Genomic DNA, 17,576 nt, shown 5'->3' with positions numbered 1-17,576 from the left:
CGAAGCCATTGGTTAATGTATCCGAAATACCTATCTCTTCGGATCCGCAATGGATCCGGTTATGCGTCAGCCCAAATTAAAAATCCCTTCAAACGGCTCTATCAAGTCATTAGTCCATTTAGTTTCGCACGAAACAATCCTATCAGGGTTGTTCACCCTAATTCCATGTATCCGTGTTGGATAACTAACAAGAAGCTTATTGTGATTAATGATTTGGTATACACCGATTTGTCTTTAATAAAGTTGGTTTTTAGGTATAATTTAGTATTTTTATATTGTTTATCTATTAAAACATAAATTTAAGCACATGATATGTTTTTTAATTAGATCGTTTATATTTTCCGTTTTTACCTTGGGTCTGGTGTTGACACTCGATGCCCAGGCCCAGGAATTTAGCTATTTAAACAGGTTCCAGTTTCCTATTTCGGATACCACAAAATACCAGGCAAAATATTATCAGCAATCTTTTGAAAATCAAGACAGCCTGGTAGCAGGGATTTATACCCTGGACCACAGTATTCACAGTAAGAAAATTGTTTATTTTGATGAGAAAAAGGAAGAAACCCTGCGCAAAACATTTTTTTATGATTCATTGGGCAACGTAAAATCTTATAGGGAAAAGGATTTTGTTTTGGCATATGAATTTGAAATTGGTTTTTATCCCAATGGTATTGTGAAATCAAGGAGGGTATCCAAGTCAGGGGAAGAAGAAAAAGTCGAATTTTTTGATGAGAAGGGAAATCCTACAACTCCTCCAGCTGCTCTTGAAGGAGTTATGCCCATCCCATACGGGGGGATGGTGGGTTGGAATAAATATTTGGCTGAAAACGTGGAATTTCCTCTGAATGCCTTGTACAGGTGAAAGGGTGGTACGGTCTACATTTACTTTTGGTTGGATAAAGAGGGGAACATCGTAAATCCAGAAATTATGAATCCAGAGCAAGTCTATCCCTCCCTGGCCGAAGAAGCCCTACGGGTAGTTAGGGATTACCCCCATCAATGGACACCTGCCCAAAAGGATGGTGAAAACATTTCAATTGCTATGCGCACGCCCATAAGATTTGCCACGCCAAAACGTTAAAAATCGGTTAAAAGGGCAAGAGGACAATATGGTGACATAATTCTTCCACTAGGTGTAATATCCACTTCACCCTAGTATGCTTAACCCCCTTTGAAGTCGTGAACCCTTTAAGACCATTTGTATTGGCATCCCAAGATACTTCTTGGTAAACTTAAGTTTAAAATTCTGACCACTATAAGGCTAAGGCTCAAAAATGGCGTCCGTACTTATCCAGTTAGTGCTTTATACGGTCAGTATTCATTTCTAATTCCTATGGAGACAAACTATTTTTAGTTGTAGGAAAGGTTTATCAAATCAGCGATCAGGAAATGCTGAGTTTTAAACTTTAAATAAAAAACTCGATTTTTTCGGGAACATTTTTTACCTCCCTGGATCCCATTGTCTTTAAAATCAAAAACTTAATGTCCGCATATAAAGTTCTTTCGGAAGATTTAAAATTCCTTCCCTTTTCCAATTGAATTTTTCCCTTGGGCAAAAAAGGATTATTTTGGAAAATCTCCAATACTTTTGGAACAGTCTGGGCTAACAATAGGGTTGTTTTAATATTGACAGCCACTTCTCCGTCTCCCTTAACAAGCCTGGGACGGACCTGCGCCAAAATATTCCCGGTATCCACTCCTTTGGAGATATAGTGAATGCAACCGCCGAGGTATTCATAATCCTGATGATACAATGCCCAAAATAAAGTGTCATTTCCCCGATACTGTGGGGCCATTCCATAATGATTGTTGATAGCAGCGATTGTTGGAATTCGGATAATGTGGTCTTTTAAAATAGGTGCCTGAGATGTAAATAGGATGTCCGGTTGTAAACTTTGAATAAGGGCTTCACCTTTTTCTGTATTGATTTCCTGTGTTGAAAATTGAATTCGCTCACATTCCAAATCTTCATATCCATTATTATTGAAATGGCTGTTAATCCTGATGTTAAGAATCTTTTTCAGAATCTTTTTTCCCTTTTATTGAACCAATCCGCGAAGTTTATTCCTGTTTCCTTTTTAGAATCCGCAATAAGATGTATGAGCGTCACATCGCCAAAATTTCGAACAATTTCCTTTACCACCACCCTGTCACGAGGTGCTAGTCCACTTATAATTACAATTTTCATTTCTTTCAATCTGGTGAAAAATCAACCAATAGTGCTCGTATCATTACAGTATAAAAGATCAAGCCAATATGAGATCCCGATTGGGTTTAGTATCCACTACACCCTTTTATTGCTAACCCCACCTAGGTGTAATTTGCAATTACACCATTCTATCCACCTTAATGAAATTTAGAAAATCATTCTAAAATGGTCATTTGCAATGGCCAACTAAAGCCGATGCTAGATATGAGATAGAAAGCAGATAAAATATTTTTGAGATTCTTGCAAGGGCAGTAATTGGGGTAAACCGGGCAGCTTATTTTTATTTAATTGCCGGCAACCAATCTAGTGGTCCGAAAGCTAAAACACTTGACCTACAACTCAAATTCAAACCAAGGAATAGATGTATTTTTAATGGCTACAACACTTTACTTAAATTCTGCAAACCTTTAGAATAGCTTGGCCGAATCCTATTTCTTTTAGGTGCAAAGATAGCGCCAATGGGGAGTTTTGAAAATTATTCCACCTAAATATCATTAACAGGCTAAAATAATTGGGGAAATAATAAAAAATACTTACAAACTAATCTTAGGATTGTTCTTTTGACAACTATTGGCAATTGTGGGAAAAGCTCAATTAATGGCTATTTATCCTTTCTCCTTACATAAATTGTACTTTATGGTGATATTTTTTTAAAGTATTTCAGTATATTACCTGAGGCATTTAATGAGAGAAAAAGCAGATCCATGAAATTTGATAAGTCTTGTTTAGTTTTACTATTTACATTTTTAAATATTTTCCTATTTGCACAAAATACCAGTGGCAAAATTTTTGAAACTACTTTTCGGTGGAAGCCTGAAAATGGGAAAAATGGATGTGATGCAACAATAAACTTAAAGCTCAATTATTATTTAAAAAATGACAGGCCATGGGTCAACATTTCTTATACCATTGAAAAGGGGAATACCGTTTATTTCGAAGGAAAACAATATGCAAGGCAGCAAATAGGAGAAGAAGCCTACAATTCTATTAGGGTGCAACACCCAAGATTTGTGGTTGACCTTTATGAAGGCAGTAATTTTATTACATCAATTGGCTTCGATAGTAAAGGAAATATGACCTATGGAGGAGATTGGCTAAACATATTCGAGGGTCATATACATGCAGAACACACCAAGCGAAATCTTCCAAGTGGAGAGAGAGCTAAAGAGATTTTTTTAAGCAATGCATTTGCTATTAAAAATATGCGCCTCACTTATATTGACGCAGTAAATTTCCATTTGGTTAAAATGTATGCTTTGGGTGAAAATGATAGTAATGATAAAAGTGCATCAGCTATTCCAAGTACTGACTCCGACCAATCGGTAAGCAACAATAATGGCTACGAAACTTCTCAATCAAATTCCTCAAGCTACCAAAGTAGCACAAGTGCTGCAAATTCACATTACAAAGACGCCTTAGAAAGACAACAAGTTTATACCCAAAATTTAGAAGCCGCAGCTAATCAAATAGTTAATGTGGGTTTAAGTATTGCCAACGATATTCAACAAGCTAGGATTAGGAATGTAAATAATAAAAATGAAAACATAAGGGAATATCTTGAGGAAATTATCCCTTTAGACAAGGACTGCGAAGCCTTGTATACAACGGATTATTCAGACTTTCTTGTAAAGGAAAAAACATTACGAAGTTATGAAAACCTAGCCATTGATAATTTAAACTGGCTTATTGAAAAGGAAGGTGACGCAAGGTATAAAAATTTAAAATCAGAAATTTTTTCCAACCAAGTAAATAGACTAAGGAAAATATTAGCGTACAATACCGCACAGCTATTAAAAAATGAGAAGGAACTTGAAAATATGGCGCTAATCAATGAGTTTTATTATGCTAATTTAAATGAACTGGTTGATTTCGCAGGAGATTTGTCTACAGATTTGGGCTATCATAACAATAATGTTCATGGATCAACAGGATATGGATTGTTTAAATTTTGGAGAAATTTTGTTGACGAAGAGAAGAGTGAAAGAGCTCGAAAAATGTTAGCCGCTAATGAAACAAATAAATTTTTAGATCCTTTTTATGAAATATTTTTTTACGTAAGGCAAAATTATGTCAGCGACTATTATGACAAGAAAGCCATTGATTTATTTAAAGCAGCCAATGATCAAACCAAAAAGTTATTGCTAAAGGGTGTGCTTTTTGGAAGAAACTATGTTAAAGATTTAGCTTGGGATCAATTGTACATAAAAGATGACAGACTATTGAAGTTGTTTTTGGAAAATACAAACGAAAAAATATATTATTATGAAATTGAATTTAATGGAACCAAAGGGAAAGAAAAAATGCCTTTGTATAAATTCTTAAATTCAAAATATGGATTTAAAAATTCAGCGTCTAATGCACTTGTAAAAGATAAGTTAAAAAGAGATAAAAAATTAACTGGAAAAAATCCGGATGATTTTGTTGAAGAACAATTGGCAAAAGAAAAAAAAGCCGCTCTTTTTGAAAATGAAAAAAAAGAAATTCAAAAATTGATTTCGCAATCTCAAGTACTGTCTGAAAGTGGGGATTTTGACAAAGCCCTATCGCTTATTCAAAAAGCTAGAGTGGATTTCCCTAACAACTATGATTTAATAATAACTGAAGCACATATTTATAATAAACTCAATAATAATGACCGTTTTTTAGAACTACTCAAAGAAGGGGAAAAATCAGCTAACGCAAACGATGTATTGTTTTTTAATATTGGCGTACTTGAACAAGCAAATGAAAATTATGATGAAGCAGAAAACTACTATTTAAAAGCAATTGAGATTAATCCTGAAAATGTGGATGCTTATTATAATTTAGGAATTGTGTACAGTAAACAAGCAACCTTACTTAAAAATGACATCAATAGTTTTATAGACCAACCTGAAAAATATGACGAAATCTTCCTAGATATAATAGAAGTTTTCAGAAAGTCAATTTCAAACTATAAGCGTGCAGTAAAGTTACAGGAATACGATTTTGATACATTATTTGAGATGGGATTTACCTGTACTGCACAAGCAAATGAAATCGGGAAGCAGGCCAATAAAAAATTAGAATACCCAAAAAAATTCGGCTGGCTTTATTTGAAGAGGATGGAAATGTACAATCATTCATTGTTCTTTTTTAAAAAAGCGCAACAATTGGATGATACAGATGAGGACTTAAATAAAAACATAATAATCCTTCAAAAAATTGTTGATGATTTTAATGAGAAGCGTAGGAAAAAAAGCTAGGCTATCTTGAGGAATTTAGGCTCGCAGTTACCCTACTTTAATATCCCACTTTGGCTTCGTTCAGGATTCGGTTGTCTGTCTGGGCATTCAAAGTGATGGAAAGCAGCAGGGTTTAGGATTACGATTTTTGGATGATTGGAAGAAAAGCTGGATTTAATCACTAGTAACCCACTTCATTATGAGGTCAGGTACAACACTATCCGATTTTCTCTGATAAAACATTTTCCATATGCTATTCATATTCTTGTAGAAGATAAGAACGTGATTGTTTTAGCCGTATTAGGCACTTGGGAAGATCCTGATAAATGGCAATAGCTCATCCTACTGGGCCGCTCCGACTGGCTTTAGTATTATCTTCACCTCCGGCTGGGTGTAGTATCCACTACACCCTTTTATTCAAAACCTCCTTGAAAATCCTAATCTTATTTAAGCCATTTGTAATGGCCTACTAAAGCACTTCTTAGTAATCAAAAGTTTAAAATTTTGACCACTGTAAGGCTAAGGCTCGAAAATGGCACCCAAACTGATTATACCTTTGTACGTTAATCGGTCAGTATGCATTTGTAATTCCTATTGGGATAAACTATTTTTAATTGTGGAAAAGGCTTATCAAATCAGCGATCAGGAAATGCCGTATTTTTTTATATCCGAGTTGTGGGCTGGGGGATGTATTTTCGAGAAGGGATTACAGGGATTTTATCCTGGAAAACTTAACTTACTTCAGAAATCGAATATGACGAGATCGTCACATTTAGGGATGAATACTGTTTCGAGATTTCAAAAAGTTTGTCAGCAAAAAATTGCTCAAAATAATAGTGGAAAGACCTGAATATTATTTATATACGCTAGTGCTAAAAATTAAGATTGATTAAAAGGATTGATTGAAGTTGGATATTGGTAATTCTACCTTTTTACAATTATAATTGATAGAAGGGCGTTTTGCAAACACACCAAGACAGGGTAGTGTGAAAAAACTCTGCTATGGCTCCTGTCTTTAGAATAATTCCTCACAATCTTTTAAATATTTATTTGATAACCTTTGAAATCGTGCCCACATAAAAATAAAGAGAGATGTAACAATTAACCCTATCGAAATTATTAAAATATTATTAATTGAATTTTCAATATTGATAGCTATAGTAATGATTAAACAATTAATAATTCCTCCTCTTGCAATTCGGTCTCTACTACTTCTCATTTCAATTTGCTTTGATAATTCATTTGAATAAGATTGTACTTTTGCCAATGAAATAGTTATGACGTATTTTCTAATTCTATTGTTTGGAGAGAATTTATTAATAAATTTATCAATCAAATCAGTAAATAATTTCCCTAAAAAATCTACAACCATTCCAACTATGTAAATGATTCCAATAATTACTAGTGATAAAATTATTTGATCATTAAAATACGAATCAAGGTTTCTGACAAAATTTTTTAATAATATTTGTATCCAGATTAAAGAAATTGATCCAGTTAAAAAATATTCAATTAAAATCCCATTTAAATTCATAGTTGTAAAATTTAATAATATAAGGAAGTGGAGCAATTTTAGGTAGTCATTTTGTCTAAATAAATTACGGAATGAGATCAATCGTTATAAGTCATTGAATTTTTCAAAATATTTTTGGTAACCTTCATTGTACGATCTGAAGTGGGTGTGAATCTCATCAGTTAATTATTACTAATATAATCTAATTTATCTTTTTTTTGACATTTTAAACATTTTCTTAGTAGAAATTATCCCTCGACTGGATATAGTATTATCTTCACCTCCGGCTGGGTGTAGTATCCACTACACCCTTTTATTCAAAACCTCCTTGAAAATCCTAATCTTATTTAAGCCATTTGTAATGGCCTACTAAAGCACTTCTTAGTAATCAAAAGTTTAAAATTTTGACCCCCGCCTGGTTTAGGTTTGAATAGGTTGTCAAACTGATCTCTGCTCAGCCTTCAAAAGACTTTTACTTCAATCAGTGGTCGACAGGATTAGGTCTCGCTCAATTGCCTTCCTTTGGTAAAGCCAGTAATTCAGAAAATTATAAAGCATCTTTCTTTAGTAGCGAATAGGATTTCAATATAGGTTTGGAATTATTGTTTATTTCTAAAGATTAGCTTAAAAAATACCCTAATAGGGGTATTTTTTTTGAAAAAATAAACCCTTATCTTTCGAAAAAGAAAGAATTAGTAGGGATGGGGAAAGTTTTTTTAAAATGGGTCGGAATCGGTGTAACGCAATCGTAGAGCGAATTTTTTGGTTGAGGAAAAGGGGTGACATCTCCTTTGAAAAGTCTGAGCAAACAGGGTAAATAATGATCAAATGGACTTGCTTTGCTGTGGACTAGCGAAAAATTAAAAAATTCTTGTACAACTTCAAGCCTGCCTCTCAAGGTTGGTTCAGGGGATGACCCATACTAAAATTCACTACAAATAACAGTGGTACAAAACCAATCCCAGTTTAAAATTACAGCATTTACATAAACTATATAAACTAAATAAATAAAAACAGAATGAAAACAAGCTTATTATTTCAATTATCAGCAGTGGCTATTTTGACTGCATTTCTATTCACTTCCTGTTCTGAAGAGGAGGAACCTGAGGCCAATATAGGTACGCTAACGTGTAAAATTGGTGGAGAGACATTTACAGCAGTTTCTTTTGAAAACACCTTGGTAGGAGATGACACAGGTAAAAGATTTGACGTAAGGGCCACCGATGCATCAGGAAAAACACTGATAGTAACAATCAATGACGATGAACCTTATGGTACCAACTTTTCACATATAGGTGAAAAAGTCTACGTGGATTTTTTCAAAAATACACCTATAAACCTCGCTACAATAGGGACATTGATACATGTCGACCAGACATTTTTTATGACAAGCTGGGATGGAGAGGAATCTGGATATTCTTTGATTTCAAGTTCCGATTTATCAAGTAAAAGGATTAGTGGTGTCTTTGAATTTGAACTCGTAGATCCTACAAACAATGAAATAATACTCGTAACGGAAGGGAAATACACCAATGTGACCTATATTTCAGCCCCTATACCCGATTGAAAATGACAATACCGTCTGAGAAGTCGGATTTTGATATGGACCAGAAGTAGGTGTAGTTTTTTAACTACACCTTTCTTTAAAATAAAAACAACTTTAGAAAATCATCCCATACAGGCCATTTGCAATGGCCTGTCTCAAACCCTTATTCAGCAAAATCCTCAAAAAAATACAACTCCTTATCAATCTTATAAAACTTTAAAAAAATCATTTCAATATCACCCTATCAAACCTTTATTGCCCCAGGTTTGAATTTAAGGAAAACAAGTCGGGCCAGTAATAGCCAAGGGAAACCATGCATTATAAAATCTCCCCAATCGATTAATTTCATGCCATTGGCACCTCCTGCAATCCATTTGAGTTTGCCCCAAATATGTGGCTCTGGAAAAAAGGGTGCCAATCCCAACCAGGCGCACATGATCCCTACCAAAACCCAATTATTAATAGGGCTCTTAGTTGTTTTAACTTCTTTATTGACCATTGTTGTAGAATTTCGTTTTTAATGCAATTATTAATTACCACCAAGCAGGAGCCGCAGCTAAGCTTTATTTGTCTATACAAAGGTAGATTGCTTATCCATTCAAAGTGGTGACAATTGTTACAGTAAGTGATTCCCAAGGGCCAAGCAAACCTTATCTCAGAAGCTGTTACTTCTTTTGGTTTTTTTACTTTGACTAACTGCTTGATTTATATGAGGGCACATCAATTATAGGATTGGCTCCAACTTCACTCAGCCACTTATGGACTTCGCTCAGCTACCGCAGCTGGGTGTAATTTGCAATTACACCTTAATATTAATCAAAAATGTACTTAAGAAAACATTCTCTACCGGCCATTTGCAATGGCCTTCCTCAAACGCTCTCTCAGAAAAATATCCAAGACATTTTCTATATTTAACAGTCCTTGATTTTAGATTATTTTACTATCCCTTTAAGCCAGGTTTCGGCCAATTGTGGCCATGATTCTCCGGCAGGATTGCCAGTCCTTAGGCCATAGCCATGTCCTCCTTTGGGTAGTAAGTGCAAGGAAACAGGCACCTTGTTATCCCTCAATGCCGTAGCCATTACCAGCGCACTGTTGGCATGCGTGTCATCAGCTGTAGCAAAAAGAAACATTGGAGGGGTGTTTTCATTTACTTTCAATTCAGGGGTTAGGCTTCTGTTTTCTCCTCTGTCCAGGTAAGCAGGGTAGATCAACATGGCGAAATTAGGCTTTGCAGACACCTTATCCTTGTCATCTTGTGGCGTATAGGTTTCTTCATTGTACAGTGTACTCGCTCTTGCAGATAGTCCTCCACCTGCAGAGAAACCGATCAGCCCAATTTTGTCAGGATTCAATTTCCAGTCATTTGCCCCGCTTCTAACAATGCGTATGGCCCGCTGTATGTCATTCAAAGCTCCATCTTGCTTTTGCGGCACCCGGTATTCCAGTACGAAAGCGGTATAACCCAAGGTATTCAACCATTCGGCCACTTCATATCCTTCTTTATCGATGGCCAATATTTTATAGCCTCCTCCTGGACACACAATGACAGCTGCACCATTGTTTACATTATCATCCGGCAAGAAAACCTTTAAAGTAGGGTCGGTGACATCCGTCAATCGGGTAACTCCACCACTATTGTTATCTGTTACGACCGCGGGATGTTTGGCAGCCGTCTCTCCCGGTACTTTGCCAGGCCAAATGTGGATTAGGCCATCCTTTTGCGCATGCGCTACGAAAACAAGAGAGAAAAACAAGGAACAAAGTGTAAACAATACCTTTATTGGTTGAAGTCGGATTTTCATGGGAGGCTTCTATTTTTGGCGTTTCAGATCAAATCAATTTTGGAAATGGTTTCGTTTGCACTTATTAACAATATGGAAGAAAACGAGGCTTGAATATACCTTAAAAAAAATATTCTACCAATAGCTAATCATAGCAATGGTAGAGGGTGGTTCACTAAAAAAGCAATGATCATTATTCTTAAATCCTGATTTAAAAAAAATAATAAAGGGCAATGTAAATGCGCTTAATTGCTAAACCTTATGTATCGATTTGTATTAAGCCTTCCTTTGCGTAGGGTCCCCTCCTAAATCTCCTGGCTACAATTAAATTATGAAATTTGATTGAATTAGGGCTATTAATCTTCTTTTGGTATTGTTTGGGTGATTGGTACGGGGTATTTTTTGGCCTTCGGTTCAATATCTCTTCTTGTCTTACAGAAAGTCGACTTTACCCTTTCAGAAAGATTGAAATAGGGTATCCAGATACCTGCAGCCACGACAGCCTGTATAAGCGGCCTGTTTTCCAGTGTAAATGTTTCTTCGGTAAGAATGGTGTCTACCAGGATTGCCAGCAAATTGATCACATAGAAAATGGTCATTAGCATAGGTGTATTCGTCCTTCTGGTGAAAAACAGGAGGATGAGCAATAAGGAAAACACCACAAGTAATACATTGTTAGTCAATTCAAAGGCAACGGCTTCGGTTAGTCCCATATTAGAGGCATTTAACCAAAGGGATTTGTCTAAATATCCCACAGAGAAAAAATTAATAATGATCCAAATGGGTGTGATTATTATGCCGATGGCCGGCAAAACAAGCCATCCACCAATGTTTTTGTTTTCAGCATATACCCAAGGTTGAGGGTCAAAATCTTTATAAATTTTAATACTAAAATAGCTTCCGAAAACCAATAAAACCAGCACTACAAATATTGCCAAACCGCTCTTTTCACCTGTTGTGACCATGGGATTGTAGGTAAGGCTAAACATAAGGTCATTTTTTATTTTTTCATGTTCGGAAAGAAATTCAGATACCTTTTCTCCTTCAATAAAGCTTTCATTTAAATCATAGCTGTATTTTACTGCTATTCGCTCTCCATAGCCTTTGATTTCATTGGTGTATAAATAAGAGGAACCTTCAATTTTCCTTTCATCATCATTTACATTCCAAAGCTCAGGAAGCATTATTTGCGTTTCTTGTACAAAAGTGAAGGGATTCCCTAAGTTATAGAGACTATTACGGGCAATAGAACTAGGGTAATTAATCATTGACTCCAGGACCAGGGGATAGATTCTGGAATATATGAACGTTTCACCCTCATCTTGTAGCCAAAATTTTTCTATTTTATAATTTTCAACCACCAGCACTTCATTGTCCTTGAAACGATTTTCATCGTAAAAACGTATGTCTTCGGTTTCAACTATCCCTGGATATAGGTTGGTGTAAAAATTCAGGTATTCCTTTTGTATGGATGAAAGTGGATTGTTTTCAAATTCAGCCCTTATATTATCTGCTTTTCCTCCCCTATAAATCGTTTTGACCTCCAACATGGCCTGTCCCCCAATGCTGTCAACATAAATTTTCTCCTTAATATCAATCTCAGACTTTTTCGGTTTCGGAAGGGGTATCAATTCTGAAACATTATCCTTTATCAGCAATCCAAGCCCATAATCCGGGAAATAATTATGATCCAGATCTCCTCCCTGATTGGAGATGGTAGGGTCTACAAAATAATCTGTATCCTCTAGGGTAATGGCAACCACACAATGGTCAAATGCACTGTTGGAAGGATGGAGTTGATCAAGATTGTGCTTTAGGGAAGTATTGACCAATAAAGGAAACGCAGGAATGCCTTCTTTTTGTAACAAGGCAACCAATAACAGGGATTTATCCTTGCAGTCACCAAATTTCTGACGATATACTTTTTCCGGAGTGTGGGGTTTATAGGCCCCAATGCCAGATTCCAGTCCCAGATAACGAATTTCATCCTGTACCCAGCGAATCAAAGCCAGGGTTTTTTCCTTTTCCCCCAGGGTTTCCTTTATTGGATCTGGCAACCGGAATTTAGTATCCCTTGTCCTGTAGAGGGGCATGGCCCATTGAACTACATCTGCCCAGCTTTTTTGAGTGGATATGGAGGTCATGGGCAAATCCAGCGTCCAAATAGGAAGGTTATTATCCAATTCCACCGGTTTTTCTGGCCTGTTGGTCCAACTATAAACTTTACCATTCTTATTTTGCTGGATGGTTGGGTCCAGCTCATGGTTGATGTTTTTGAAATAGACTACCTGCTTGTTTTCTGCAAAAACCCGGTAATTGATATGGTTAACAGGGATGGTAAATCCATGGTATAAGTTTGATGAGAAATTGCCAAGGTGTATGGGATTAAAGCCCTCAATGGAATAACTTATGGCAATGACATCACCTTTTTGTACCCCATCCAAATGATATAAGGCAGTCATGCTTCCATCATACAAGTGCCTTTCTTTGCCAGATTCAGTGCTGGCCAGGGTGATTTTATTTAAATCCAATTGATTCAAAAATTTGTTGTTCCGTTCAATCCCGATTTTATGGAAAACCAATTTCTGAAAGCTTGGATCAAATTCGATGGATATATCAGACATTTCCTGTATCCCATCAGCAGTAAGCACCTGGTATCGATATTGATGGAAGACCGTTTGTTTAGCTAAATGGATCTGTCTTTCATAGTCTAAATAATAATAAGGCCAGTTTTCTTCTATGCCTGGCTTGGACAATGAGATGGGATCAATCCATTCAGGAGAAGGAGCTTTGGTGACGCTTGACTGAAATGCCTGGGATTGAAAGACAATGAACCCCATAAAAAAAATAATATAAACCTGTTTCATTTTCAATGAATTATAAAAAATATTGGAAATATAAGTATAGTTCAAAATAAAAACCAAGCCTTCACTACAATTTTTTTGATTACTGGTTTGATTTGGGTGGGTAGCAGGAGCATACGCTAGCCATCACTTCTGCTAGTTTTTTACAGTGATCAAAGCCTTTTAGTTTACCGTTCCTGATTAAACCCGAAATAGGCAACAGGGACATAATCCGGGTTAAAGAAATATAAAGACACGATTTTGGCGGTATTGCTGGGTTTTTTCTGCAACAATGCGGACAAAATCCAGCCCAGTTAACCACCAAACGATGCTTCAGCCGAGGTCTTAGAATTCAGGTAAAAAATTCGGTGTAAAAAGACCTGATTTAACTACCAAGGATAGTTATCCTATCCCATCATTTCGGTGCTGGCGAAATATCATTTTACATTTTTTTGGGATTGTATTGGTCACTGATAGTAAATGTAACCTTTCCAAGATTTACTCCCCCATTTCGTATTCGCTTTTCAGCACTTTTATGGTTAACACATTGTTGTCGGAGGAGATGATTTCCCACTCCTCTAATGTTTTACCACCCCAGAAAGTACCTTGAATATTTAGAATATCACCGTCTTTGGTCCAGCTGCCTTCAAAATCACTTGTGACAATAGGAGGGGTACCGCAGAAGCCACTGTTGGCACGGTGAATAAAAGTCCCATCATTAAGAAAATGATAGCCATAGGTATTCTTAGCTAATTTGTTCACTTTTTCCAAAGTCATGCCATTTTCATTGTAGGAGACATTGCTCCAGAAGCCTACGGGCAAAGGACCTGTTTCCGAGGCAGAAAGTTGAGGGTCTTCCACACAGGAAACAATAAAAAATAGGGCTATAAGTAGAAGGGTAAAAGGGCTTTTCATGGCTTTTTTATTTTTTGTTTTACCCAAGACGTAGAGATAAATAATTTTGTTGCGGTTAGATTTAAAAACCTCCATTTTTTTTAAAAGTTTTAATGCTTTGAGAGGGGGAACATTTTGGTTTTGGGTATTAAAGGATACCGTATTTCAATTGGTCAATAAAATTTGCGGAGAGAATTAGACAATCGTGTTCCCAATGATTCAGCCCGAATTGGTATATTGTCTTTGAACTAGCAGTGAACCCTATTGAGGTATTTGGGGTGGAAATAAAACAATCCTTTTATAAAAAGTCAATTGATGCATTTACTAAAGAAAACCATGGCTTTGGTATTATTGATTTTATCGATAGCGTTCCAGACCATCTACGCACAGCAAATCAATAGTAAGGAAAGGCCAAACATAATTTTTATCATGGCCGATGATTTGGGATATGGAGATTTAGGTGCTTATGGTCAGAAATTGATCCAAACCCCAAATATAGATGCCTTGGCCAATGAGGGCATGATGTTTAGTCAGGCTTATGCCGGTGGGCCAGTTTGCACCTCATCCAGAAGTGTACTTATGACTGGCTTGCACAATGGGCACACAGTGGCGAGAGACAATGTACCGCATTATCCAAGTTACCTAAAGGAAGGGGATGTCACCTTGGCTCAGGTGTTAAAGGAAGCAGGATATAGGACAGGTGGGGTAGGGAAGTGGTCTTTGGGAGATGCCCAAACGGAAGGCTGCGCCACCAATATGGGATTTGATACCTGGACAGGTTATTTAAATCAGGACCATGCCCATTATTATTACCCCAGTTACCTGGATCATGACGAAAGAAAGATTCTATTACCGGATAATCCCATTCTAAGAAACAATTACAGCCATGATATTCTCACAAATGCCACTTTAAATTTTATCCGTGAAAATAGTAAGACCCCTTTCTTTTTCTATTCTGCCTATACCATTCCCCATTTTTCAGCCCTCGAAGAAGATGAACATGGTGTAACTGTCCCTTCCACCTATCCTTATACGGACAAAGACTGGCCCGAAGCAGCTAAAAAATACGCCGCCATGATTTACCGTCTCGACAAGGATGTGGGCAAAATCGTTAAACTCATAGATGAGTTGGGGATTAGAGAAAACACCTTAATTATTTTCACCTCAGACAATGGAGGACATAGCAATACATGGAAAGGATTCAAAACCAATGGACAACTAAAAGGGTACAAGCGGGACATGTACGAGGGAGGAATAAGGGTTCCTTTCATCGCCTCCTGGCTCGGAGTCATCCCAGCTGGTCAACAATCAAATGAGGTGATTGGCTTTCAGGACATGATGCCCACCTTTGCCGGTTTGGCCAATGCATCCTTACCTGGAAATATCGATGGCATTTCTGTCATTGAGGCCTTGAAAGGGAATGCCCTTCCTGAAAATGACCGTGTGCTCTATTGGGATTTTGGTCACACCCGACGAAGGTATGACCAGGCCGTCAGGATTGGAAATTGGAAAGGAATCCGGAGAGGACAGGGCCAGCTGATAGAAATCTATGACCTTGCCAGGGATGTTTCCGAGCAGCATGACCTGGCCAAGGACCACCCGGACCTGGTCCAGAAAATGGACAGGCTAATGGAAACCATGGTGATTCCTTCCCCAAGGTATCGTGTGGAAGAAATATACAAAGGTGGACCAATCTGGAAAAAAGACTGGTAAAAGTAGGCCCTTATTTCAAGTGAAATAGAACGTTCTTTTTCGCCCGTAATCGGACATAATTCTGTTCGGAACCGAAGCAGATGAAACCTTTAAAATGCAAATATGGCCTAGAATAGCTATTCTAGGCCATATTTGCATTTTGGCACTTAATTGGTCTTTATTCTTTTCAAAAATTCGATTTTATCCATGAGAATATTTACAGGAATGATACTTTGGGCCATTTTGCTGGTCCTATGTTGGCCAATTGCCCTTATTGTATTATTGTTATACCCGCTGATTTGGTTGATTTTATTGCCTTTCCGTTTGCTCGGTTTTGGGGTTACGCTCACCCTTTCGATGATATTTGCATTGTTTATGCTGCCCTTTTCACTTTTACGCTGATGTAGCTCCTTTACTGGAAAGAAGCAAGCCAAGGTAGGTAATCGCCGCATTTACCAGAAGGATTTCAAAACCAAATTGGAAGCCATTGAACCAGGCAGCAGAATTCCAGTCGATTATAAATGAGAGGCAAGGGCTTAAGAGACAAATATATGGCACCAGCTTGTCCCGCACGGCCATTTTATTGGTCAGCCCAAAGGCGAATAGTCCAAGCAAGGGCCCGTAGGTAAACCCTGCAGCTTTAAATACGGCACTAACCACGCTTCTGTCGTTGACCTCATTGAATACCACTATGGTTAAAAATACAAGGAAGGTAAAACCAATGTGTATCCATCGCCTGGTTTTGTCCTGATTGATATTTTTGCGCTCGGGTAATTTGACTATGTCTATGCAAAAAGAGGTAGTCAATGCTGTCAAAGCAGAGTCTGCACTTGAGAAAGCAGCAGCAGTAATACCGAGTAAGAAAACCACTCCCGTCAACGTTCCAAAGTGATTCAGTGCCAGGAAAGGAAACAACTCGTCGGTCGCTTTGGGTAAATCGATACCATTTATTTCAGCGTAATGGTACAATAGCACGCCTAAGCCTAGAAATAAAAGGTTGGAAATGAAGAAGGTAATAGAGAACCAAAAGATGTTTTTTTGCGCATCTCGTTGATTGCGACAAGTTAGGTTCTTTTGCATGATGTTTTGATCCAGCCCATTCATGGCAATGGTGATGAATATACCTGCCGCAAACATTTTAAAGAAATTCTGACTTGTATTTCCCTCCCAAACGAAAATGGAAGAAAGTTCGCTGTTTTTTACTATTGTAAGCAATTCACCCCCACCCACACCCAGGTGCTTGCCGATTACCACAATGGTAATAAGGACGGCTAAAAGCAAAAAGAGGGTTTGGAGGGTATCTGTCCATACGATGGTTTTGATACCGCTTTTGTAAGTGTAGAGCCAGATCAGGATCATGGTGGTCAGAATCGAACCGTAAAAGGGGATACCGAAGGCGTCGAAAAAAGCGATTTGTAAAACAGTAGCTGCTAGAAAAAGCCTGAAGGAAGCACCTATGGTTTGGGAGACAAGAAAGATGGTGGCGCCAGAAATATAGGCCTTAGGTCCAAACCTGGTCTTTAGGTATTCGTAAATAGAAATCAGGTGAAGTTTGTAAAAAAGCGGAATGAGTACCAGTCCAATAATGGCATAGCCTACCATATTGCCCATTACAAATTGCAAATAAGCCCAATGGGTGTTGCCTACCTCCCCGGGAACGGAGATAAAAGTAACTCCTGATAATGCTGCCCCTACCATCCCAAAGGCTACTAGAAACCAGGGAGATTCCCTGTTTCCAGTATAGAAAGTCAGACTGTCAGATTTCAGTGAAGTTAGATAACTGATAAATAATAAAAGCGCAAAATAAACGGCTATCACACCAAAAACGAGCAATGGACTCATGGTTCTCTCTTTAAAATAGAATTTTTATCCCCAATGATAGGCATTTTCTT

General features: G+C 37.4%; 12 protein-coding genes. 5 read left to right on the top strand and 7 right to left on the bottom strand.

The window, feature by feature from the left end; all coding sequences use genetic code 11:
- Nucleotides 1–307 precede the first annotated feature (307 nt).
- Both AC0L7T_RS21230 and AC0L7T_RS21225 read left to right on the top strand, forming a co-directional pair.
- On the top strand, nucleotides 308–862 hold the full coding sequence (locus tag AC0L7T_RS21230; RefSeq protein WP_473338233.1) for a hypothetical protein: 555 nt from the start codon (nucleotides 308–310) through the stop codon (nucleotides 860–862).
- A gap of 30 nt (nucleotides 863–892) precedes the next feature.
- A complete protein-coding gene (locus AC0L7T_RS21225; protein WP_473338232.1) occupies nucleotides 893–1,081 on the top strand; it encodes an energy transducer TonB in 189 nt (62 codons plus the stop codon).
- A 325-nt stretch (nucleotides 1,082–1,406) separates the two neighbouring features.
- Here AC0L7T_RS21225 and AC0L7T_RS21220 read toward each other — a convergent pair whose 3' ends face one another.
- Complete coding sequence (locus tag AC0L7T_RS21220) at nucleotides 1,407–1,964, bottom strand: formyl transferase (RefSeq protein ID WP_473338231.1); 558 nt, start codon at nucleotides 1,962–1,964, stop codon at nucleotides 1,407–1,409.
- A 949-nt stretch (nucleotides 1,965–2,913) separates the two neighbouring features.
- Between AC0L7T_RS21220 and AC0L7T_RS21215 the strand changes: the two genes are divergently transcribed.
- Nucleotides 2,914–5,433 carry a tetratricopeptide repeat protein gene (locus tag AC0L7T_RS21215; RefSeq protein WP_473338229.1) on the top strand — a complete coding sequence of 840 codons (2,520 nt, stop codon included), beginning with the start codon at nucleotides 2,914–2,916 and terminating at the stop codon, nucleotides 5,431–5,433.
- A 994-nt stretch (nucleotides 5,434–6,427) separates the two neighbouring features.
- On the opposite strand, the gene AC0L7T_RS21210 is transcribed toward AC0L7T_RS21215, so the two are convergent.
- Complete coding sequence (locus AC0L7T_RS21210; RefSeq protein ID WP_473338228.1) at nucleotides 6,428–6,946, bottom strand: hypothetical protein; 519 nt, start codon at nucleotides 6,944–6,946, stop codon at nucleotides 6,428–6,430.
- 997 nt (nucleotides 6,947–7,943) lie between these two features.
- Between AC0L7T_RS21210 and AC0L7T_RS21205 the strand changes: the two genes are divergently transcribed.
- A complete protein-coding gene (locus AC0L7T_RS21205) occupies nucleotides 7,944–8,492 on the top strand; it encodes a hypothetical protein (protein WP_473338227.1) in 549 nt (182 codons plus the stop codon).
- Between the two features lie 223 nt (nucleotides 8,493–8,715).
- Here the strand turns inward: AC0L7T_RS21205 and AC0L7T_RS21200 are convergent, their stop codons facing one another.
- The 4 genes from AC0L7T_RS21200 to AC0L7T_RS21185 form a co-directional block, all read right to left on the bottom strand.
- Nucleotides 8,716–8,970: a hypothetical protein gene (locus tag AC0L7T_RS21200; RefSeq protein WP_473338225.1), complete on the bottom strand. Its 255-nt coding sequence runs from the start codon at nucleotides 8,968–8,970 to the stop codon at nucleotides 8,716–8,718.
- Nucleotides 8,971–9,403: 433 nt separating this feature from the next.
- Nucleotides 9,404–10,276, bottom strand: coding sequence for an alpha/beta hydrolase (locus tag AC0L7T_RS21195; protein WP_473338223.1), 873 nt, complete (start codon nucleotides 10,274–10,276; stop codon nucleotides 9,404–9,406).
- Between the two features lie 335 nt (nucleotides 10,277–10,611).
- The gene (locus AC0L7T_RS21190; protein WP_473338222.1) at nucleotides 10,612–13,122 is read right to left on the bottom strand and encodes a DUF3857 domain-containing protein; all 2,511 of its coding nucleotides are present in this window, start codon (nucleotides 13,120–13,122) and stop codon (nucleotides 10,612–10,614) included.
- 474 nt (nucleotides 13,123–13,596) lie between these two features.
- On the bottom strand, nucleotides 13,597–14,088 hold the full coding sequence (locus AC0L7T_RS21185) for a hypothetical protein (protein WP_473338220.1): 492 nt from the start codon (nucleotides 14,086–14,088) through the stop codon (nucleotides 13,597–13,599).
- Between the two features lie 219 nt (nucleotides 14,089–14,307).
- Here AC0L7T_RS21185 and AC0L7T_RS21180 point away from each other — a divergent pair, with 219 nt between their 5' ends.
- Nucleotides 14,308–15,705 carry an arylsulfatase gene (locus AC0L7T_RS21180; RefSeq protein ID WP_473338219.1) on the top strand — a complete coding sequence of 466 codons (1,398 nt, stop codon included), beginning with the start codon at nucleotides 14,308–14,310 and terminating at the stop codon, nucleotides 15,703–15,705.
- Nucleotides 15,706–16,077: 372 nt separating this feature from the next.
- Here the strand turns inward: AC0L7T_RS21180 and AC0L7T_RS21175 are convergent, their stop codons facing one another.
- The gene (locus AC0L7T_RS21175) at nucleotides 16,078–17,526 is read right to left on the bottom strand and encodes a sodium:solute symporter (protein ID WP_473338217.1); all 1,449 of its coding nucleotides are present in this window, start codon (nucleotides 17,524–17,526) and stop codon (nucleotides 16,078–16,080) included.
- Nucleotides 17,527–17,576 lie beyond the last annotated feature (50 nt).

This window comes from Cyclobacterium sp. 10D3-21 (assembly GCF_055809755.1).
The sequence above is the reverse complement of the archived record's forward strand: the minus strand, read 5'-3'. Positions and strand labels throughout refer to the sequence as shown.